This is a genomic window from Janthinobacterium sp. GW821-FHT03A03, assembly GCF_059421435.1.
The window spans coordinates 43,570-65,051 of sequence record NZ_JBWKUZ010000010.1 but is presented as its reverse complement, the minus strand read 5'-3'; the positions used below and the strand labels follow the sequence as shown (position 1 = coordinate 65,051).

21 protein-coding genes are annotated in these 21,482 nt (G+C 62.0%); 17 read left to right on the top strand and 4 right to left on the bottom strand.

Annotated features, from left to right (window positions below; genetic code table 11):
- Nucleotides 1–158 precede the first annotated feature (158 nt).
- The 4 genes from hprK to ilvA form a co-directional block, all read right to left on the bottom strand.
- Nucleotides 159–1,094 carry an HPr(Ser) kinase/phosphatase gene (gene hprK / locus AC07VI_RS18575; RefSeq protein WP_034753337.1) on the bottom strand — a complete coding sequence of 312 codons (936 nt, stop codon included), beginning with the start codon at nt 1,092–1,094 and terminating at the stop codon, nt 159–161.
- A 36-nt stretch (nt 1,095–1,130) separates the two neighbouring features.
- Nucleotides 1,131–1,613: a PTS sugar transporter subunit IIA gene (locus AC07VI_RS18570; RefSeq protein ID WP_071079718.1), complete on the bottom strand. Its 483-nt coding sequence runs from the start codon at nt 1,611–1,613 to the stop codon at nt 1,131–1,133.
- 336 nt (nt 1,614–1,949) lie between these two features.
- Nucleotides 1,950–2,792 carry an NADPH-dependent 7-cyano-7-deazaguanine reductase QueF gene (queF, locus tag AC07VI_RS18565; RefSeq protein WP_086145770.1) on the bottom strand — a complete coding sequence of 281 codons (843 nt, stop codon included), beginning with the start codon at nt 2,790–2,792 and terminating at the stop codon, nt 1,950–1,952.
- A gap of 135 nt (nt 2,793–2,927) precedes the next feature.
- Nucleotides 2,928–4,463, bottom strand: a complete 1,536-nt coding sequence (gene ilvA, locus AC07VI_RS18560; protein ID WP_086145771.1) for a threonine ammonia-lyase, biosynthetic — start codon at nt 4,461–4,463, stop codon at nt 2,928–2,930.
- A gap of 200 nt (nt 4,464–4,663) precedes the next feature.
- Between ilvA and AC07VI_RS18555 the strand changes: the two genes are divergently transcribed.
- The 17 genes from AC07VI_RS18555 (at nt 4,664) to AC07VI_RS18475 (ending at nt 21,477) form a co-directional block, all read left to right on the top strand.
- On the top strand, nt 4,664–5,155 hold the full coding sequence (locus tag AC07VI_RS18555; protein ID WP_099375263.1) for a YqaA family protein: 492 nt from the start codon (nt 4,664–4,666) through the stop codon (nt 5,153–5,155).
- A gap of 257 nt (nt 5,156–5,412) precedes the next feature.
- Nucleotides 5,413–9,453: a DUF3683 domain-containing protein gene (locus AC07VI_RS18550; protein WP_086145773.1), complete on the top strand. Its 4,041-nt coding sequence runs from the start codon at nt 5,413–5,415 to the stop codon at nt 9,451–9,453.
- Nucleotides 9,450–9,899 carry an HIT family protein gene (locus tag AC07VI_RS18545; RefSeq protein WP_086145774.1) on the top strand — a complete coding sequence of 150 codons (450 nt, stop codon included), beginning with the start codon at nt 9,450–9,452 and terminating at the stop codon, nt 9,897–9,899. The genes AC07VI_RS18550 and AC07VI_RS18545 overlap by 4 nt, the downstream gene beginning before the upstream one ends.
- A gap of 9 nt (nt 9,900–9,908) precedes the next feature.
- On the top strand, nt 9,909–10,373 hold the full coding sequence (locus AC07VI_RS18540) for a gamma-butyrobetaine hydroxylase family protein (protein ID WP_492992295.1): 465 nt from the start codon (nt 9,909–9,911) through the stop codon (nt 10,371–10,373).
- Nucleotides 10,374–10,469: 96 nt separating this feature from the next.
- Entirely contained in the window at nt 10,470–10,814 is a 345-nt protein-coding gene (locus AC07VI_RS18535) for a YciI family protein (RefSeq protein ID WP_086145775.1), read from the top strand.
- A 2-nt stretch (nt 10,815–10,816) separates the two neighbouring features.
- Nucleotides 10,817–12,058, top strand: coding sequence for an RNA polymerase sigma factor (locus tag AC07VI_RS18530; protein ID WP_099420132.1), 1,242 nt, complete (start codon nt 10,817–10,819; stop codon nt 12,056–12,058).
- 29 nt (nt 12,059–12,087) lie between these two features.
- A complete protein-coding gene (gene ubiE, locus AC07VI_RS18525; protein ID WP_034753359.1) occupies nt 12,088–12,822 on the top strand; it encodes a bifunctional demethylmenaquinone methyltransferase/2-methoxy-6-polyprenyl-1,4-benzoquinol methylase UbiE in 735 nt (244 codons plus the stop codon).
- Nucleotides 12,823–12,853: 31 nt separating this feature from the next.
- Nucleotides 12,854–13,801 (top strand): Tim44 domain-containing protein, encoded by a 948-nt coding sequence (locus tag AC07VI_RS18520; protein WP_099375260.1) that lies wholly within the window; start codon nt 12,854–12,856, stop codon nt 13,799–13,801.
- A 149-nt stretch (nt 13,802–13,950) separates the two neighbouring features.
- On the top strand, nt 13,951–14,589 hold the full coding sequence (locus AC07VI_RS18515) for a ubiquinone biosynthesis accessory factor UbiJ (protein ID WP_226936332.1): 639 nt from the start codon (nt 13,951–13,953) through the stop codon (nt 14,587–14,589).
- Entirely contained in the window at nt 14,586–16,157 is a 1,572-nt protein-coding gene (gene ubiB, locus AC07VI_RS18510; RefSeq protein WP_086147133.1) for a ubiquinone biosynthesis regulatory protein kinase UbiB, read from the top strand. The genes AC07VI_RS18515 and ubiB overlap by 4 nt, the downstream gene beginning before the upstream one ends.
- Before the next feature lie 18 nt (nt 16,158–16,175).
- Nucleotides 16,176–16,778, top strand: coding sequence for a methyltransferase (locus tag AC07VI_RS18505; RefSeq protein WP_492992299.1), 603 nt, complete (start codon nt 16,176–16,178; stop codon nt 16,776–16,778).
- Nucleotides 16,779–16,867: 89 nt separating this feature from the next.
- Nucleotides 16,868–17,176, top strand: coding sequence for an FmdB family zinc ribbon protein (locus tag AC07VI_RS18500; RefSeq protein ID WP_086147135.1), 309 nt, complete (start codon nt 16,868–16,870; stop codon nt 17,174–17,176).
- Between the two features lie 36 nt (nt 17,177–17,212).
- On the top strand, nt 17,213–17,854 hold the full coding sequence (locus AC07VI_RS18495; RefSeq protein ID WP_086147136.1) for a DUF502 domain-containing protein: 642 nt from the start codon (nt 17,213–17,215) through the stop codon (nt 17,852–17,854).
- 63 nt (nt 17,855–17,917) lie between these two features.
- Nucleotides 17,918–19,720 (top strand): aspartate--tRNA ligase, encoded by a 1,803-nt coding sequence (gene aspS / locus AC07VI_RS18490; protein ID WP_172404828.1) that lies wholly within the window; start codon nt 17,918–17,920, stop codon nt 19,718–19,720.
- Between the two features lie 84 nt (nt 19,721–19,804).
- On the top strand, nt 19,805–20,269 hold the full coding sequence (gene nudB / locus AC07VI_RS18485; protein ID WP_086147138.1) for a dihydroneopterin triphosphate diphosphatase: 465 nt from the start codon (nt 19,805–19,807) through the stop codon (nt 20,267–20,269).
- A gap of 19 nt (nt 20,270–20,288) precedes the next feature.
- Complete coding sequence (locus AC07VI_RS18480) at nt 20,289–20,582, top strand: hypothetical protein (protein ID WP_492992302.1); 294 nt, start codon at nt 20,289–20,291, stop codon at nt 20,580–20,582.
- A gap of 73 nt (nt 20,583–20,655) precedes the next feature.
- The gene (locus AC07VI_RS18475; protein ID WP_086147140.1) at nt 20,656–21,477 is read left to right on the top strand and encodes an endonuclease/exonuclease/phosphatase family protein; all 822 of its coding nucleotides are present in this window, start codon (nt 20,656–20,658) and stop codon (nt 21,475–21,477) included.
- Nucleotides 21,478–21,482 lie beyond the last annotated feature (5 nt).

The following is a 21,482-nucleotide window of genomic DNA, read 5'->3' as shown; positions in this document are numbered from 1 at the left end:
CTGCGTGCCTGCGCAACGGTTCGCCCTTGCAAGGGCGGACTCCTTGGCAGCATTAATCGCCACTCATGGCGAGGCGTTGGTGCAGCAGGGAATTCACGCAGCACAGCTGCGTGCCTGCGCAACGGTTCGCCCTTGCAAGGGCGGACTCCTTGGCAGCATTAATCGCCACTCATGGCGAGGCGTTGCCGCTCCATGAATTCCTGCAGGGTATCGATGCCGCGCAGCTGCAAAATCGTATTGCGCACGGCCGCTTCCAGCAGCACGGCGATGTTGCGGCCGGCGGCGACGGGGATGACGACTTTGCGCACAGGCAATCCCAGCACGTCTTCCGTGGGGAACAGGAAGGGCAGGCGCTCGACTTCCTCTTCCAGCGCGTTGCGGCGCACCAGGTGGACGATCAGTTTCAGGCGCATCTTGCGGCGCACGGCCGTTTCGCCAAAGATGGCCTTGATATCGAGCAAACCCAGGCCCCGCACTTCCAGCAGGTTTTGCAGCAGGGGCGGGCAGCGGCCTTCGATCATGTTGGGCGCGATGCGCGAGAATTCGACGGCGTCGTCGGCCACCAGGCCGTGGCTGCGCGAGATCAGCTCCAGTCCCAGTTCGCTCTTGCCCAGTCCCGAATCGCCCGTGATCAGCACGCCCACGCCCAGCACGTCCATGAACACGCCATGCATGATGATGCGCTGCGCCAGTTTTTTCGACAGGTAGACGCGCAGGAAGTCGATCACCTGCGCGGCCGGCAGCGGGGTCGAGAACAGGGGGATGTTTTGTTCGTCGCAGATGGCGAGGATGTCGGGCGGCGTTTCCAGTCCTTGCGCGATGATCAGCGCGGGCGGACCGCCGGCGATCAGCTCGCCGATCACATGGGTGCGCGTATTGACCTTCAGGCGCTGGTAGTAATTGATTTCCTGGTGGCCGAAGACCTGGATGCGGCCCGGATGGATCAGGTTCAGGTGGCCCACCTGGTCGGCGGCCGACGAGACGTCGCCCGAGATCAGGCGTTCGCCGCCGGGGAAGCCGGCGAACCAGCCCAGTTGCAGACTTTCACGATTATCGTCGTACAGGCGTTGTATCGTCAGCGGCGTTTGCAACATGGCAGTCTTCTTCAGGAGTGGAGGAATACCTGAAGTTTAACCCGCCGCTTGCAGACTGGGTTGCCAATTGACGATGCGCGAATGCACGGATTTCGGTTCCGGATCCGTGGCCAGCGCCGTGCGGAAGGCGTCGTCGGAAAACATTTCGGCGATTTCCGACAGGATTTCCAGATGTTGCTGAGTGACATGATCGGGAATCAGCAGGAAAAACAGCAGGTTGACAGGCTTGCCGTCGGGCGACTCGAACGGAATCGGTTCGGCCAGGCGCACGAAGGCGCCCAGCGGGGCTTTCAGGGTCTTGCTGCCTTTGACTCTGCCATGCGGCACGGCCACGCCGTGGCCCAGGCCGGTCGAACCCAGGCGTTCGCGGGCAAACAGATTGTCCGAAACGGTGGAGCGGGCAATGCCGTAGTTGTTTTCGAAGATCAGGCCGGCTTGCTCGAAGGCGCGCTTTTTGCTGGAAACTTCCAGGTCCAGCAAGACGTTTTCGAGGGATAGTATTTTGCTAAGATTAGTCATGACACTCAATGAAATGGTGCAATGCGCAGAGGGCTTGCGAGCCGAATTATAGGCCTGTTTTCGCGGCCTGTAACGCCAATTCTCAACAGTATACGCCCGCTGCGGGCGCAGTGTGCGCGTCGCCCCGCGCCGTCCTCATTTTAACAAAAAACCAACACTGGGGTGCGCCGGCTATTTCGTGATTAAAAAGGCGGTGCGCGCCGCTTTTTCCGTCGCCAAATGGCGATTTTCCGACTTTTCGGCGCTTTGATGATGCTGCAAAGCATGACCGCAACGTTGTTTTAAAACACAGTGACCATGCTCGTCGGCATCGCTTTTTCGCAACTGCGCGTGGTGTTACTGGCGTGCATTGCGCAGGTTGCCCGGCATCACTCCCGTGCTGTAGTTGCTGCGCCACGGATTGATGTCGAGTCCGCCGCGGCGCGTATAGCGCGCATACACGGACAGCTTCTGTGGTTTGCACTGGCGCAAGATGTCGACGAAGATGCGCTCCACGCATTGCTCGTGGAATTCATTGTGCTCGCGGAAACCGATCAGATAGCGCAGCAGGCTTTCCTGGTCGATCTGCGGGCCCGCGTACTCGATCTGCACGCTGCCCCAGTCGGGCTGGCCCGTCACCAGGCAATTCGATTTGAGCAGGTGCGAAACGAGTTTTTCTTCCACGGGCGCTTCCTCCAGCGCCGCCTTCAACAGCAGCGGCGAGGGCGTGTACTGCGTGATTTCCAGGTCCAGGCGATCGAGCAGCACGCCGTCGAACTCACCCATTTTCAGCTTGTTAAAATCTTCCTGCAAGGTCAGTTCCACCTGCACGGGGGCGCCGAAGCCCTTCGATAAATCCTGTTTGAGCAGGGTCAACAGGGCTTCCGGGCTATCCAGTCTGGTCTGGTTGAACGAGTTCAGGTACAGCTTGAACGATTTCGATTCGATGATGTTGGGCGAATCGGCCGGCGCGCTGATCCTGGCGATGGCCACCTGCGGCTTGCCGCGCTGGTTCAGCCACGACAGTTCATAGGCATTCCAGATGTCGAGGCCGAAGAAGGGCAAGGTGCCGCGCAATTCCAGCTCGTCGCGCTTGCCCTGGCGCGGAATGGGAAACAGCAGTTCCGGCGCGTAATCGGTGCGGTAGGCGGAGCTTTTGCCCAGCGGAGATTGTTCGGCGAGGTCGTTGGTGGTGGTCATGGTCGTGTGGCGTGAATTCGGTCAAGCACGCATGGTAGCCTATTTCAACCCACCAGCGACGGCTGGGTTCGGACGCTCAGGGGGAATACGGCCCGATGGGACGTATTCCGATCGCGAAGCGACTGCCCCCTTCTTTTACCCCAGGAACAGCTTATACACAGGATTGCTGCTCTCATCCCAGTAACGGTACCCCAGGGTATCGAGGAAACGGGCGAATTCTCCCATTTCATCGGGCGGCACCTGCAGGCCGATCAGGATGCGGCCCACGTCGCCGCCCTGGCTGCGGTAATGACACAAGGAAATATTCCAGTTCGGCGCCATGCTGTCGAGGAAGCGCATCAGCGCGCCCGGGCGTTCGGGGAATTCGAAGCGGTACAGCAGCTCATCCTGCGCCAGCCGGCTCTTGCCGCCGACCAGGTGGCGGATGTGCGACTTGGCCAGCTCGTCGTGCGTCAGGTCCAGCGTCTTGAATTCATGTTCCTCGAAGGTTTTCGCCAGCACACTCGATTCATGCCTGTCGGCAATCTGGATGCCGACGAACACGTGCGCCGCTTTTTCATCGCTGATGCGGTAATTGAATTCCGTCACATTGCGCGCGCCGATGAGCGAGCAGAAGCGCTTGAAGCTGCCACGCTGTTCGCGCATGGTGACGGCAAACACGGCTTCGCGGAATTCGCCCAGCTCGGCCCGTTCCGCGACAAAACGCAAACGGTCGAAATTCATGTTCGCGCCGCTGGCGATGGTGACCAGGGTTTCATTGTTGACCGGGTGCCTGGTCAGGCTGGCCCGCTCCACATAGGCCTTGGCGCCGGCGATGGCCAGCGCGCCGGACGGCTCCAGGATGGAGCGCGTATCCGTAAACACATCCTTGATGGCGGCGCAGATGGCGTCCGTGTCGACCGTGATGATTTCATCGACATACGCCTGCACCAGGCGGAAGGTTTCCTCGCCGGCCAGGCGCACGGCCGTGCCGTCGGCAAACAGGCCCACGTCGTTCAGGGTCACGCGCTCGCCCGCCTTCAGCGAGCGGGCCATGGCGTTCGAATCGACGCTTTGCACGCCGATGATCTTGATGTCGGGACGGATCTGCTTTACGTAGGCGGCGATGCCGGCGATCAGGCCGCCGCCGCCGATGGGGGCGAAGATGGCGTGGATGGGGCCGGCGTGCTGGCGCAGGATTTCCATGCCTATCGTGCCCTGGCCGGCGATCACGTCCGGGTCATCGAACGGGTGCACGAAGGTCAGCTTCTGTTCCTTTTCCAGGGTCAGCGCGTGATTGTAGGCATCCGTGTAGGACTCGCCGTGCAGCACCACTTCCACGTTCACGCCGCCGCGCCCCTTGACGGCCTCGACCTTCACCAGCGGCGTGGTGGTCGGCATGACGATGACGGCGCGGCAACCCATGCGGGCGGCCGACAGGGCCACGCCCTGGGCGTGGTTGCCGGCCGAGGCGCAAATCACGCCGCGCTTGCGTTCCGCTTCGCTGAGCTTGGACATCTTGTTGTAGGCGCCACGAATCTTGAAGCTGAACACGCTTTGCATGTCTTCGCGCTTGAAATAAATCTGGTTGTTCAGGCGCTGCGACAGGGCCGGGGCCAGTTCCAGCGGCGTTTCGGTGGCGACGTCATAGACGCGGGCGGTCAGGATTTTCTTGAGGTAGTCGATGTTCATAGTCTGCAAGCAAGTGATTCTGGGCCAGAAAGGGTCTGGAGCGTGTCGGTCGATAGCGGCTGCGCAGGGCGGATAGCCAGGCAACAATAATGCTCTGTGGAACTATGGGCCGGTGGGCCCCTGCCGGTTGGCGCGATGTGTGTGGCGCCCAGGCTGCTCTTCATTATAATGGAGAGCCTTACCGCATCGCGAAGTGTTCAATGATCGAATCCGCAATCGCCTGGCTGCTGCAGCTGATCGCAGCGCCGGAAGTCGGGCTGACATCGGTCTTTCTGATCAGCTTTATTTCCGCCACCCTCTTGCCGCTCGGCTCGGAGCCGGCCGTGTTTGCCGTCATCAAGGCCAATCCCGCCCTGTTCTGGGCCGCCATCGGCGTCGCCACCCTGGGCAATACCCTGGGCGGCATCGTCGACTACTGGATGGGCTACCGCGCCAAGCAGGCCTTCGCCAGGGAGCGCGACACGCGCTGGTTCCGCTGGCTGGCCCGCTATGGCGCCAAGACCATGCTGCTGGCCTGGCTGCCCATCGTCGGCGACCCCCTGTGCACCTTGGCCGGCTGGCTCAAGCTGCCGTTCTGGCCCAGCGTGGCCTACATGGCCGTCGGCAAGTGCGCACGCTATCTGACCATGACGACCCTGCTGCTGTACGTGCCCGACGGTTTCTGGCACCGGATCGGCCAGATGCTGGCTTGAATGGGGCTGGTGCAACGCCTGTTTGCTGCATTTTCAGGCAGGCCGATAGTTTGCAGTAGAGTCCGATTCTTGGCATTTTTATGTAAAAAATGCAGGTGCGCTGATTTTTTATTCATGAAAAATGCGAGTGGGCCATATTTGCTATGGCAGAGATGACCCCGCTTAAACCTTGGGCGGCATAAGGCTGTTCCCGCATGGTGCGGCGCAATAAGATAAAATGGCTCTTTAGGGTCCAGTCCACATCGTCACCATACTCCATGAACGCTCCCGCACAAATCCAAGCTTTACTGGCAGAAACGCCGAATGGTCCCGCAGCAAGCCGCCTGCGCGAAATCCCGTATAACTACACGTCGTTTTCCGATCGCGAGATCGTCATACGCCTGTTGGGGGAGGACTCCTGGCGCCTGCTCGACGAGCTGCGCGGCGCCCGCCAGACGGGCCGCTCCGCCCGCATGCTGTACGAGGTGCTGGGCGACATCTGGGTCGTGCGCCGCAACCCGTATCTGCAGGATGACCTGCTCGACAACCCGAAGCGCCGCCAGGGCTTGATCGACGCCCTGCATCACCGCCTGGCCGAAGTCGACAAGCGCCGCTTGAGTATCGATGCGGCCGGCGGCGACGCGCTGGCGGCCGGCGAAGCGCCGGAAGTGGCGCAGGCGCGCAGCAGAAATGTGGAATTGCTGCTCAAAGCGGCCAGCAAGGCCGTGGCCGACTTTGGCGACGAATTCCGCAAGACCTACGATTTGCGCAAGCGCACGGTCAAGGTGCTGGGCCGCTACACGGAAAAGCACAACGTGCGCTTCGACGGCATGACGCGCGTCTCGCACGTGACGGACGCCACCGACTGGCGCGTGGAATACCCGTTCGTCGTGCTCACGCCCGACACGGAAGAGGAAATGGCCGGCCTGGTGAAAGGCTGCATCGAGCTGGGGCTGACCATCATCCCGCGCGGCGGCGGCACCGGCTACACGGGCGGCGCGATTCCTTTGACGCCGATGTCGGCCGTCATCAACACGGAAAAGCTCATTACCCTGGGCGCCGTGGAAATGACGGTCCTGCCGGGCCTCACGCACGAATACGCGACCATCCATTCGGGCGCCGGCGTGATCACGAACAAGGTCTCGGAAGCGGCGGAAAGGGCCGGTTTCGTGTTTGCCGTCGACCCGACGTCCGCGCACGCGTCTTGCATCGGCGGCAACGTCGCCATGAATGCGGGCGGCAAGAAAGCCGTGCTGTGGGGCACGGCGCTCGACAACCTGGCGTCGTGGCGCATGGTCGACCCGAACGGCGACTGGCTCGAGGTCACGCGGCTCGACCATAACCTGGGCAAGATCCACGATATCGCACTGGCACGTTTCCAGCTGGAATGGCGCCACCCGAGCACGCGCGACGCAACGAAACCGAACGCGCCGTTCAAGACGGAAATCCTGGAAATTCCCGGCCGCAAGTTCCGCAAGGAGGGCCTGGGCAAGGACGTCACCGATAAATTCCTCGCCGGCTTGCCGGGCATCCAGAAAGAAGGCTGCGACGGCCTGATCACGTCGGCGCGCTGGATCTTGCACAAGATGCCGAAGTTCGCCCGCACCGTCTGCCTGGAATTCTTTGGCCAGGCGCGCGACGCGATCCCGTCGATCGTGGAAATCAAGGATTACCTGGACGGCTTGCCGGCCAAGGGCGAGCAATACGCGACGATCCGCCTGGCGGGCCTGGAACACCTGGACGAGCGCTACCTGCGCGCCGTCGGCTACGCCACCAAGTCGAAGCGGGGCGTGCTGCCGAAGATGGCCCTGTTTGGCGACATCGTCGGCGACGACGAGAACGCCGTTGCGCAAGCGGCGTCGGAAGTGGTGCGCATCGCCAACACCCGCGTGGGCGAAGGTTTTGTGGCCGTCAGCCCCGAAGCGCGCAAAAAATTCTGGCTTGACCGCGCCCGCACGGCCGCCATTGCCAAGCACACCAATGCGTTCAAGATCAATGAAGACGTCGTGATCCCGCTCAACCGCATGGGCGAATACACGGATGGCATCGAACGCATCAATATCGAGCTGTCGATCAAGAATAAACTGCAACTGGCGGACGCCTTGAGCGAGTTCTTTGCCAGGGGCAACTTGCCAGTAGGCAAGAGCGACGACGCTTCCGACGACCGCGTCGACGATGCGGAAATGCTGGGCGACCGCGCCGAGCAGGCGCAGCAGTTGCTGGCGCAAGTGACGCGCCGCTGGACGTATCTGCTGGCCCAGCTGGACCGTCCGCTGGCGGACGTGAAGGGCGAGTTGGCCAAGCTGGGCATGGAGCGCCTGCTGCCCGTCTTCGATGCGCGCCTGGAAACGCAGCCGGGCGCCACCCTGTTCGACGTGGTGCAGGACCGCACGGTGCGCATTACCTGGAAGCAAGAAATTCGCGCCCAGCTGCGCCAGATCTTCAATGGCGCCGCCTTCAAGCTGATCCTCGACGAGGCCACGGCCATCCACGCGCGCATCCTGCGTAGCCGCGTGTTTGTCGCGCTGCACATGCATGCGGGCGACGGCAACGTGCACACGAACTTGCCCGTCAACTCGGACAATTACGAAATGCTGCAGGACGCCCACCAGGCCGTGGGCCGCATCATGATCCTGGCCCGCTCGCTGAACGGCGTGATTTCCGGCGAGCACGGTATCGGCATCACCAAGCTGGAGTTCCTGACGGAAGAAGAAATCGGCGACTTCCGCAGCTACAAGCAGCGCATCGATCCGGAAGGCCGTTTCAACAAGGGCAAACTGCTGAACCTGCCGGGCATGGGCGCGGACTTGCGCAATGCCTACACGCCATCGTTCGGCCTGATGGGCCACGAATCGCTGATCATGCAGCAAAGCGATATCGGCGCCATCGCCGACAGCGTCAAGGATTGCTTGCGCTGCGGCAAGTGCAAACCCGTGTGCTCGACCCACGTGCCGCGCGCCAACTTGCTGTACTCGCCGCGCGACAAGATTTTGGCGACCTCGTCCCTGATCGAAGCCTTTTTGTACGAAGAACAGACGCGTCGCGGTATTTCCATCAAGCATTGGGAAGAGTTCGAGGACGTGGCGGACCACTGCACGGTGTGCCATAAATGCGTGACGCCTTGCCCCGTGAACATCGACTTCGGCGACGTGTCGATGAACATGCGCAATTTGTTGCGCAAGATGGACAAGAAGAGCTTTAATCCGGGCACCAAGGCAACGATGATGTTCCTCAACGCCACCGATCCCGTGACCATCAACGCCACGCGCAAGGTCATGATCGGCTGGGGTTACAAGGCGCAGCGCCTGGGCCACGATCTGTTGAAGAAGTTTGCGAAAAAGCAAACCAAGGCGCCGCCGCCATCGACGGGCAAGCCGCCCGTCAAGGCGCAGGTGATCCATTTCATCAACAAGAAGATGCCGGGCAACCTGCCGAAGAAATCGGCGCGCGCGCTGCTCGATATCGAAGACGACAAGGTCATCCCGATCATCCGCAATCCGAAGACGACGACGGCCGATACGGAAGCCGTGTTCTACTTCCCCGGCTGCGGTTCGGAGCGCCTGTTCTCGCAAGTGGGCCTGGCGACGCAGGCGATGCTGTGGGAAGTGGGCGTGCAGACGGTCTTGCCGCCTGGCTACCTGTGCTGCGGTTATCCGCAGCGGGGCGCGGGCGAGTTCGACAAGGCCGAGAAGATGATGACGGACAACCGCGTCCTGTTCCACCGCATGGCCAACACGCTCAATTACCTGGACATCAAGACAGTGCTGGTGTCCTGCGGCACCTGCTACGACCAGCTGGCAACGTATCAGTTTGAAAAGATTTTCCCCGGCTGCCGCATCATGGATATCCATGAATACCTGCTGGAAAAACAGGTCAAGCTGGAAGGCGTCAATGGCACGCGTTATATGTACCACGAGCCTTGCCACAATCCGATGAAGCTGCAGGAATCGGGCAAGACCATCAATTCCCTGATCAGCACGGTAGACAACGTGAAGATCGAGAAGAATGATCGTTGCTGCGGCGAATCGGGCTCGCTGGCCGTCACGCGCCCCGACATTTCCACGCAAGTGCGTTTCCGCAAGGAAGAAGAGATGGTCAAGGGCGCCGACAAGCTGCGCGGCGACGGTTTCACGGGCGACGTCAAAATCCTCACCAGCTGCCCGTCGTGCCTGCAAGGCTTGTCGCGCTACAATGACGATTCGGGCACGACGGCCGATTACATCGTCGTCGAGATCGCCAAACACTTGCTGGGAGAGAACTGGATGCCGGATTACGTGAAACGCGCCAATGACGGCGGCATCGAACGGGTGCTGGTGTGAGTTCCACCTGCGATCTGTGCAGCTTGCTGGACGGCTACGCCAACAAGCAGGGTTGTGAATCCTTGCTGTGGCGCAGCGAGCGCCTGTCCGTGGTGGCCGTCGACGACCCAAGCTACCCCGGTTTTTGCCGCGTGATCTGGAACAAACATGTGAAGGAAATGACGGATTTGACGCCGGGCGAGCGCAATTACGTGATGGAAGTCGTGTGGCAAGTCGAGCTGGCCGTGCGCGAAGTAATGCAGCCGGAAAAGGTCAACGTGGCCAGTTTCGGCAACATGACGCCGCATGTGCACTGGCACGTGATTCCCCGCTACCGCGACGATGCGCATTTCCCCAATCCAAGCTGGGCCGTGGTGCAGCGCGAAACGGCGCCCGAGGTGCTGGCCGCGCGCCGCGCCCTGCTGCCGGCCTTGCGCGCCGCCATCATTCAACGTTTATCCGCATAAAGTATCGTCATGACTGAAAAAACAGCAACACCGCAACCGACCGGCTTGACCGTGCACAACCAGTCGCGCGTGCTCGACGTGGCATTCGACGATGGCAGCACATTTGCGCTGCCGTTCGAATACCTGCGCGTGTACTCGCCGTCGGCCGAAGTGCAGGGCCATGGCAAGGGCCAGGAAACTTTGCAACTCGGCAAGCACCTGGTGGGCATCACGGGCATCGAACCTGTCGGCAACTACGCCGTGCAGCCGACCTTCAGCGATGGCCACAACTCCGGCCTGTACACCTGGGCGTATCTGTACAAGCTGGGCGCGGAGCAAGCGACCCTGTGGCAAGCCTACCTGGACCAGCTGGCGGCTGCCGGCTACCCCGGTGACAGCGGCCGCGACGCCAAGGCCGACATGACGGTCAAGCAATCGTCCGGCGGCGGCTGCGGTAGCGGCGGCAATGGCGGCGGCTGCGGTCATCAACATTGAATTAAAAATAATGCGGTAAGCTTGTCGGATTGCCGCATATCCATTCGTCGTATGAATGCCCGCGCTTGCGGGCATTTTTCTTTTGGAGAAGAGACTATGGAATACATGATCCTGATCTACGCCGACGAGGCGCGCTATGCCGCCATGGCAGAGGGCCAGATGGCCAGCCTGATGGCCGACTTTGCCAGCTACACGCAGGCGCTGGAAGCGGCCGGCGTGCTGCGCGGCGGGGCCGAGCTGGCGCCCGTGGGCAGCGCCACCAGCGTGCGCGTGCGCAATGGCAAGCCTGTCATCACGGACGGGCCGTTCGCGGAAACCAAGGAGCAGCTGGGCGGCTACTATCTGCTGGACTGCGCCCACCTGGACGAGGCGCTGGCCTGGGCCGGGCGTTGCCCGGCGGCGTCCTTGGGCACCATCGAAGTGCGCCCCGTCACGGCTTGAGCATGGCCGGCGACGCCATCGCGGCCGTCGAATACGTCTTTCGCCAGGAAAAGGGCAGGGTGCTGGCCGGCCTGATGCGTCGCTTTGGCGACCTGGGGCTGGCGGAAGACGTGCTGCAGGAGGCGTGCCGCAAGGCGCTGGAACTGTGGCCGCAGGCAGGCATCCCCGACAATCCTGCCGCCTGGCTCAGTGCCGTGGCGCGCCATGCGGCGCTCGACCATGTGCGCCGCGCGGGCAAGAGCGTCGGCGATGCCGACGCCGTGCTGTCCTGCCTGCCGGCGACCATGGTTGATGAAACGCACGCCATCGAGGACGACCGCTTGCGCCTGCTGTTCATCTGCTGCCATCCCGCGCTGGCGCCCGAGGCGCAGGTGGCGCTGGCCCTGCGCACCCTGTGCGGCTTGTCCACGGCCCAGATCGCGCGCGCCTTCGGCGTGGCCGAAGCGTCCCAGTCGCAGCGCGTATTGCGCGCCAAGCGCAAGATCGCCGAAGCGCGCATCCCGTTCGAGTTGCCAGCGGAGCAAGAATTGCAGCCGCGCCTGGCGCAGGTGCTGCATGTGATTTACCTGGTCTTCAGTGAAGGCTATTGCGCCAGCGGCGGCGATAGCCTGCTGCGCGCGGATCTGTGCGCGGAAGCGCTGCGCCTGGGGCGGCTGCTCGATAGCCTGCAAGCGGGCCAGCCGGAAGTGCGGGGGCTATTGGCCCTGATGCTGCTGCAGGCGTCGCGCGGCCCGGCCCGCCTCTCGCCCGAGGGCCAGTTGCTGACACTGGAAGAGCAGGACCGCCGCCTGTGGGATGGCGAGCTGGTGGCGGAAGGGCTGGCGTTGCTGGAGCAGGCGATGGCCGTCCGGACGCCCGGGCCGTACCAGTTGCAAGCGGCGATTGCCGCCCTGCACGCCCGGGCGGCAATCGCCAGCCAGACGGACTGGCGCCAGATCAGCGCCCTGTACGGTGCCTTGCTGCGGCACAAGCCGGAGCCCTTGATCTTGCTCAATGCCGTGATCGCCTGCGCCATGGCGCATGGCGCCGCACACGGGCTGGCGTGGCTGGCGCGGCTCGAAGCCGTGCCCAGCCTTGCCAACTCGCATTATCTGCACGCGGCCCGCGCCGACCTGCTGCGCCGCCAGGGCGACAGGCCCGGGGCGCTGGCGGCGTATGCGCAGGCGGCAATGCTGGCAGAGAATGCAGTGGAAAGGCAATACCTTCTCCGGCGTCACGGGGAAATGCGTCTGCCGCTTGTATAATGCTCGCAAGTTCAAACAGACTGCCTACCATGACCAATACGACCCATTTCGGATACAAAACAGTTGCAGAAGACGACAAAGTGCGCGAAGTCGCCAAGGTGTTCCATTCCGTCGCTGCCAAATACGACGTGATGAACGACTTGATGTCGGGCGGGCTGCACCGTCTGTGGAAGACGTTTACCATCGCCAACGCGGGCGTGCGCCCCGGCTTCAAGGTGCTCGACATCGCCGGCGGCACGGGCGACCTGTCGAAGGCGTTTGCCAAGCAGGCGGGCCCTACGGGCGAAGTCTGGTTGACCGATATCAATGAATCGATGTTGCGCGTGGGCCGCGACCGCCTCTTGAATCGCGGCTTGCTCACCCCCACCTTGTTGTGTGACGCAGAGAAACTGCCATTCCCCGATAACTATTTTGACCGCGTCAGCGTGGCCTTTGGCCTGCGCAACATGACGCACAAGGATGTGGCGCTGGCGGAAATGCGCCGCGTGCTGAAACCGGGCGGCAAGCTGCTGGTGCTGGAGTTTTCCAAGGTGGCGGCGCCGCTGCAAAAGCCGTACGACCTGTATTCGTTCTCGGTCTTGCCGTGGTTCGGACAGAAAATCGCCGGCGACGCGGAAAGCTACCGCTACCTGGCCGAATCGATCCGCATGCACCCGGACCAGGAAACCTTGAAGACCATGATGGAAACGGCGGGCCTGGAGCGCGTGCAGTACTACAATTTGACGGCAGGCATTGCCGCTTTGCACACTGGCATCAAGATGTAATGCATCAACGTTGGTGATTTTAGGAGATGGAATGAAATTGAAGAAATTTATGGTCGGCATGATGCTGGCCGCGACCACGGTATCCATGCTGGGCGAGGCGCTGGCCCGTCCGATGGGCGGTGGCCGCTCGATAGGCCGCCAGTCGCAGAACGTGGGCCGCCAGGCACCCGCTCCTGCGCCAGCGCCGGCGCCGGCCGCCGCGCCACGCCAGGCGCAGCCTGCGCCGGCGCCCGCACCGGCACCCGCCGCCAAGGCGCCTAGCCGCTGGAAGGGGCTATTGGGCGGCGCACTGCTGGGCCTGGGCCTGGGCGCCTTGCTGTCGCATTTCGGCCTGGGCGGCGCCCTGGCCAGCATGATCAGCACCTTGCTGATGGTGGCTTTGCTGGCCGGCGCGGCCTTCTTCATCTACCGCATGGTGCGCGGCAAGCGCGACAGTAACAGCAGCGCCGGCAATGCGCCGTTTGCGGGCTTTGGCGGCAACCAGCCGGCACCGGTCAACAACGTGCCCGACATCGGTTCGCGCATCCCGCCGCTGCCGCCGCTGCAGCCCGTCTCGTCCGGCGTAGGCCTGGACAAGCCGGCGCCTGCGGCCGCGCCATGGGGCGTGCCTGCCGACTTCGACAAGGATGCCTTCCTGCGCCACGCGAAAAGCAACTTCATTCGCCTGCAAGCGGCCTGGGACAAGGCGGACATCAACGATATCCGCGAATTCACGTCGCCGGAAGTGTATGCGGAACTGCGCATGCAGATCCAGGAACGGGGCGCGCAGGCCGATTTCACGGACGTGGTCACCATCGACGCCGAATTGCTGGGCATCGAGACCAGTGTCAACGATTACCTGGCCAGCGTGAAGTTTACGGGCATGATCCGCTCCGCGCCAGGCGCGGCGGCGGAACCGTTTGCGGAAGTGTGGAATATGTCGAAACCCGTCAGCGGCAATAGCGGCTGGGTCTTGGCAGGTATTCAACAGTTGGGTTGATGATAATAGTTTCCTGAGTAGCAGCTTAAGCCCACGGTCAATTCGTGGTGCTTGAGGGATATTTCCTGCTGAACTGGTAAGATCGGAACCGCCCGCGTTGTCATACGGGCGGTTTTTTCTTTTTAAGGGCGCGCAAAGCGCAGCACATGATGGCACCACTTTCCGACATCTCCCTGATGACTCCCGTCATCGCGACGATCAACCATTTGCTGGCGCAGGAGCCATGGGCGCGCCAGCAGCTGGCCGTGCACGCCGGCAAGCTGGCCTGCATCGATGCGGGCGCCGTGGCCTTGCGCATGCGCGTCGACAGCGCCGGCCTGCTGGAAAACGCGCCGGCCGACGTGCCTGCCAGCGTCACCATCCGCGTGAAATTGTCCGATGTGCCGCTGATCCTGCAAAACCGCGAGCGGGCGTTTTCCTACGTGAAAATTGAAGGCGATGCCGAGTTTGCCAATGCGATTTCGCAATTGAGCCAGGGCTTGCGCTGGGAAGCCGAGCACGACCTGGAAAAGCTGCTCGGCCCCATCCTCGCCACGCGCCTCGTCGCCGGGGCCAGGGACGCCGTCGCGTTTGTCCGCACGGGCCAGCAAAAGCTGGCGGAAAACGTGGCCGAATACTTTCTGGACGAACAGCCCATGCTGATCCGTCCCACCACCTTGCACGACTATTCCGCCGGCGTGACGCGCGTGCGCGATGACGTCGAACGCCTGGCCAAGCGCCTCGCCCGGCTGGAAAAGGCGGCCGCCGCCGCCCAGCCGCAGCCCTCCTCACCGGATTTGTCTACATGATATTGAAATTCCTGCGCCTGTTTAAAATCATCCGTGTTTCCATCAAGTACGGCCTGGATGAGATAGCGATTTCTGGTCTGCAAGTTCCCCGCACCGCCAAGCTGATCGACACCCTGATTTTCTGGCGCGACCTGTCGTCGCCACGGGGCCTGCGCCTGCGCCTGGCGCTGGAAGAGCTGGGCCCGATTTTCGTCAAATTCGGCCAGGTGCTGTCGACGCGGCGCGATCTGATGCCGCCCGATATCGCCGAGGAACTGGCGCGCTTGCAGGACAGGGTCCCGCCCTTTGATTCCGACCTGGCCATCGCGCAGATCACCAAATCGCTGGGCGCGCATCCCGATCAGCTGTTTGCCCGCTTCGAGCGTGAGCCGGTGGCGTCCGCCTCGATTGCCCAGGTGCATTTTGCTACCTTGAAGGACGGCAAGGAAGTGGCCGTGAAGGTCTTGCGTCCAGGCATGAAAAAGCTGATCGACGAGGACGTGGCGCTGATGCACATCGCGGCCGGCTGGATCAGCCGCCTGTGGGCCGACAGCAAGCGTTTGAAACCGAAGGAAGTCGTGGGCGAGTTCGACAAATACCTGCACGACGAGCTGGACCTGATGCGCGAGGCGGCCAACGCCAGCCAGCTGCGCCGCAACTTCGCCAATTCGGACTTGCTGCTGGTGCCGGAAATGCACTGGGATTATTGCTCCAGCAGCGTCATCGTCATGGAGCGCATGTACGGCATTCCCGTGTCGCAGATCGACCGCCTGGTGGCGGCCGGCGTGGATTTGCGCAAGCTGTCCAGCGATGGCGTGGAAATTTTCTTCACGCAAGTGTTCCGCGACGGTTTTTTCCACGCGGATATGCACCCAGGTAATATTCTCGTGTCGATCGCGCCCGCATCGTTCGGCCGCTACATCGCGCTCGATTTCGGCATCGTCGGCACCCTGAACGACTACGACAAGGATTATCTGTCGCAAAACTTCCTCGCCTTCTTCCGCCGCGACTACAAGCGCGTGGCCGAGGCGCACATCGAATCGGGCTGGGCGCCCAAGGATACGCGCGTGGACGAGCTGGAAGCGGCCGTGCGCGCCTGCTGCGAGCCGATCTTCGACCGTCCGCTGAAGGATATTTCTTTCGGACAAGTTCTGCTGCGGCTGTTCCAGACCTCGCGCCGCTTCAACGTGGAAGTGCAGCCGCAACTGGTGCTGCTGCAAAAGACCCTGCTCAATATCGAAGGCCTGGGGCGCCAGCTGGACCCGGAGCTGGACCTGTGGCAGACGGCCAAGCCGTATCTGGAAAAATGGATGAGCAACCAGGTGGGTCCGCAAGGCTTCATGGAGCGCCTGCGCGCCGAGGCGCCCCGCTATGCGCACATCTTCCCACAACTGCCGCGCTTGCTGCACCAGGCCTTGACCGTGCATGGCGAACCGCGTGAAAACGATGTGGAACTGATGAAAACCTTGCTCGCAGAGCAACGCCAGACAAACCGCTTGCTGAGCTTTATCGTGTACTTCGTGGGCGCCTTTGCGCTGGGCGCGCTGGGCTTGCAAGTGTACATGCGCTGGCATCAATTGCCGTTTTAAAGGCTGAGGACGTAAGTGATGACTGACTTCCATAACCGCGATCCGCTGTCTCCCGCCTTCTGGGACGAGCGCTTCGAAAAGCAATTCACGCCCTGGGACCAGGGCGGCGTGCCCGCGCGGCTGCGCAGCTTCGTGGCAGGCAGCCCGGCGCCGCTGCGCTGCCTGATTCCCGGCTGCGGTTCCGCCTATGAGCTCGCTTTCATGCTGGATCACGGCTGGGATGCCACGGCCATCGACTTTTCGCCGGCTGCCGTGGCCGCCGCGCGCGGGCAACTGGCCGAACGGGCAGGGCAGGTGGAGGAGGCCGATTTCTTTGCCTGGCAGCCGGACGCGCCGCTGGACCTGATCTATGAGCGGGCCTTTTTGTGCGCCATGCCGCGCGCCATGTGGCCCCAGGTGGCGGCCCGCTGGGCGCAGCTGCTGGCGCCGGGCGCCATGCTGGCCGGTTACTTTTTCTTTGACGACAATGCCAAGGGACCGCCGTTCGGAATTTCTCGTGAGCAACTAAACGCCTTGCTGGCGCCGCATTTCGATTGCCTGGCCGATGAAGCCGTCAGCGATTCCATCGCCGTCTTTGCGGGCCGGGAGCGCTGGATGAGCTGGCGGTGCCGGGCGGACTGAGGCGGCAAAGGCCGCGGCCGGGCATTTTCCGCTGGGAATGGCGGAAAAGCTTTATAATTCAGGGTTTTGATGATTTTCTCGGAGTAGAGATGCCGATTTACGCTTACCGTTGTGACGAGTGTGGTTTTGCCAAGGATGTCTTGCAAAAGATCTCCGATCCAGTGCTGACGGTGTGCCTGTCGTGCGGCAAGCCCAGTTTCAAGAAACAATTGACGGCTGCCGGTTTCCAATTGAAGGGCACAGGCTGGTACGCGACCGATTTCCGCGGCGGCACGGCGCCCACCACGGCTATTCCGACGGGCCCGGCCGACAGCACCAAGCCGGCTCCTGCTGCCGAGAGCGCGCCCGTTGCTGCACCTGCGCCGGCGGCCGCCGCCGCTGCGCCGAAAGCGGACTGAAAAGCGCCGCCGAGACGATCCCTTACCGAGAAACCGATGCGTAAATACTTTATTACCGGATTACTGATTTTGGTACCGCTGGCCATTACGGCCTGGGTCCTGAATCTGGTCATCAGCACGATGGACCAGTCGCTGCTGCTGGTGCCCGGCAGTACGAAGCCCAGCGTCTGGTTCGGCCACCAAGTTCCCCCGCTGAGCACCATTCCCGGCCTGGGCACGGTATTGACGGTACTGATCGTGTTCTTCACGGGCTTGCTGACGAATAACCTGGTCGGCAATTACGTGGTGAAACTGTGGGAAAAATTGCTGCAACGCATACCCATCGTCAATTCCCTGTATTCGAGCGTCAAGCAAGTATCGGACACCCTGTTTTCCCCGTCGGGCAATGCCTTTCGCAAGGCCGTGCTGGTGCCGTATCCGCACCAGAACTCCTGGACCATCGCTTTCCTGACCGGCGTGCCGGGCGGCGATGCGGCGAACCACCTGGTGGGCGACTTTGTCAGCGTGTACGTGCCGACGACGCCGAATCCGACGTCAGGCTTTTTCCTGATGATGAAGCGCAGCGATGTCGTCGAACTCGACATGAGCGTCGACGCGGCGCTCAAATATATCGTCTCGATGGGCGTGGTGGCGCCTGCGGAAGTTGTTGCTGTACCGGCCCCGGCAGCCAAAGAATAAAGGCAGGCGTCCCGCGCGGGACGTGGCCGGATTGAACACTCACTAACCTGAACTGAGAATTTTATGTCTATGCGTACTGAATACTGCGGCCTCGTTACCGAAGCCATGCTGGGACAAACCGTCAGCCTGTGCGGCTGGGTACATCGCCGCCGCGACCACGGCAGCCTGATCTTCATCGACTTGCGCGACCGCGAAGGCCTGGTGCAAATCGTCTGCAACCCGGAACAAGCGGAAATGTTCAAGGTCGCCGAAGCCGTGCGCAATGAATTCTGCCTGCGCGTGACGGGTGTCGTGACCAACCGTATCGAAGGCACGATCAACAACAACCTGAAGTCGGGCAAGATCGAAGTGGTCTGCTCGGAGCTGGAAGTGCTGAACCCGTCCGTGCCCGTGCCGTTCCAGCTCGATGACGACAACCTGTCGGAAACGACGCGTCTGACGCACCGCGTGCTGGACCTGCGCCGCCCGCAAATGCAGAACAACCTGCGCCTGCGCTACAAGGTGACGATGGAAGTGCGCAAGTACCTCGACGCGCTGGGCTTCATCGACATCGAAACGCCGATGCTGACCAAGTCGACGCCGGAAGGCGCGCGCGATTATCTGGTGCCGTCGCGCGTGAACGCGGGCAACTTCTTCGCCTTGCCACAATCGCCACAGTTGTTCAAGCAACTGTTGATGGTTGCTAACTTCGACCGTTACTACCAGATCACCAAGTGCTTCCGCGACGAAGACTTGCGCGCTGACCGCCAGCCTGAATTCACGCAGATCGACTGCGAAACCTCGTTCCTGACGGAACAGGAAATCCGCGACCTGTTCGAAGACATGATACGCGTCGTCTTCAAGAACACGCTGAACATCGACCTGCCGAACCCGTTCCCGGTCATGGACTTCGCGACGGCCATGGGCCTGTACGGCTCCGACAAGCCGGACATGCGCGTCAAGCTGGCCTTCACGGACTTGACCGAAGTCATGAAAGACGTCGATTTCAAGGTCTTCTCCGGTGCGGCCAACATGCCGAACGGCCGCGTCGTCGGCTTGCTGGTACCAGGCGGCGGCGCCATGCCACGCTCGGAAATCGATGCTTACACGCAATTTGTCGCCATTTACGGCGCCAAGGGCCTGGCCTACATCAAGGTCAATGAAAAAGCCAAGGGCCGCGACGGCCTGCAATCGCCTATCGTGAAGAACCTGCACGACGCGGCATTGGCGCAGATCATCGAACTGACCAACGCGCAAGACGGCGACCTGATCTTCTTCGGCGCCGACAAGGCCAAGGTCGTCAACGACGCCATCGGCGCGCTGCGCGTGAAGATCGGCCACAGCGATTTCGGCAAGAAAGCCGGCCTGTTCGAGGACGTGTGGAAGCCATTGTGGGTGGTCGACTTCCCGATGTTCGAGCACGACGAAGAAGCGGACCGCTGGACGGCGACCCACCATCCGTTCACGGCGCCGAAAGACGGCCATGAAGACATGCTGGAAAGCAATCCAGGCGCTTGCATCGCCAAGGCCTACGACATGGTCCTGAACGGCTGGGAACTGGGTGGCGGCTCGATCCGTATCCACCGCGAAGAAGTGCAAAGCAAGGTCTTCCGCGCACTGAAGATCGACGCGGAAGAAGCGCAGCTGAAGTTCGGCTTCCTGCTCGACGCCCTGCAATACGGCGCGCCGCCGCATGGCGGCCTGGCATTCGGCCTGGACCGTATCGTGACCATGATGACGGGTTCCGATTCGATCCGCGACGTGATCGCCTTCCCGAAAACCCAGCGCGCCCAGTGTCTGCTGACACAAGCGCCGTCGGAAGTGGACGAGAAGCAACTGCGCGAACTGCACATCCGTTTGCGCGGCGCCGAGCCTAAAGTAGTGTAATGAAGCATGCGGCTGCCCCGGCGGCCGCTGTTTGATCCGCTATGCAAAAAAAGGCGCTGTCGTGGCGCCTTTTTCATTGTTGATATGACTCATAAAATTCCCGTTTCCGTGCTGGTCGTCATTCATACGGCTGATCTTGAGGTCTTGCTGATCGAGCGCGCTGGCCAGCCCGGTTTCTGGCAATCGGTGACCGGTTCCGTCGACGCCGTCGACGAACCGCTGCTGCAGACGGCCGCGCGCGAACTGGCCGAGGAAACCGGCATCGTCGCCGATGGACACGACATCGTGCTGCGCGACTGGAACTTGTCGAATGTGTATGAGATTTACCCGATCTGGCGCCACCGCTATGCGCCCGGCGTGACGCGCAACACGGAACATGTGTTCAGCGTGCAAGTGCCGCGCGACATCACCATCACCCTGAGCCCGCGCGAGCACCTGCAGTATGCATGGCTGCCGTATCTGGCGGCGGCCGACCGCTGTTTTTCTTCCTCCAACGCGGAAGCGATCCTGCAATTGCCGGCCATGACGGGCCTGGCGCGCCCCACCTAATTTCCCTAGAAAGCATTCCATGTTGAACTGGTTATATCTGACTGCGCAGCAAAAACTGCTGGGCACCCTGGGCATCGTTTTTTGCCTGTGCTTTATTTTCCTGTTGTTCAGCTCCACCGTGCCCGGCCGCACGCCGCCCATCGGCATGCCGCTGATGGCGATCGGCTGGCTGCTGCATCCGGGCGCCTTTGCCAAGGGCAAGCGCACGGTGGCCTGGCGCGGCGCACCATTGCTGGTCAAGATCGTCTGGGCGGCCGGTATTACGGCCTTGTGCGTGAGCGTGACGGCGGGCGTGGGCCGCATGCTGGCGTGATTGTGTGCGTTTAGGTGCGAACGCGCACCTACCGGGGCGCCGCGCGGGGGACGTCTGGGAGTAGAATCAATGCATGAAAATCCGCGTAGCAACTTATAATATACACAAGGGTGTCTCCTCCGTGCGAGGCCTGCCCCGCGTGCATGCTTTAAAACAGGCGATTGCCCTGTTCCATGCCGATGTTGTCTTCCTGCAAGAAGTGCAGGGCAAGCATGACCGCAATGCGGCCCGCTATGGTGCCGAGAAAAACGGCCACAAGCATTGGCCGGAAGCGTCGCAGCATGAATTCTTTGCCGGCGCGGAACACCATTCCGCGTATGGCATGAATGCCGTGTATGACCATGGTCACCATGGCAACGCCTTGCTCAGCAAATTTCCCATCGCCTCGCAAACCAACCACGACGTCTCCGACCATGCCTACGAGCAGCGTGGCATCCTGCATTGCGTGCTCAACACGCCGCAGGCGGACGTGCACTGCTACGTGGTCCACCTGGGCCTGTTCGAATCGGGGCGGGGACGGCAGACGCAGGCGCTGATCGACGCCGTAATGGAATCGGCGCCGAACGGCGAACCCGTCATCATCGCCGGCGATTTCAACGACTGGCGCAACACGCTCAGCGACAAGCTGCGCAATGCGCTCGGCGTGGTGGAAGTATTCGACCAGCGCGCGTCGAACTCGGCCCTGGGCGACCTCGTGCGCACCCTGGCGCGGCGCCAGACGAAAACACCCGTGCCCGTGCCGGCGCGCACCTTTCCCGCCGCCTTGCCGTGGTTCCGCCTGGACCGCATCTATGTGCGCGGTTTCCATGTGGAAGGCGCACAAGTGATGCATGGCACCCTGTGGGCGAAACTGTCGGACCACGCGCCGATCGTTGCCGCTTTGAAACTCGCGTAGACTGC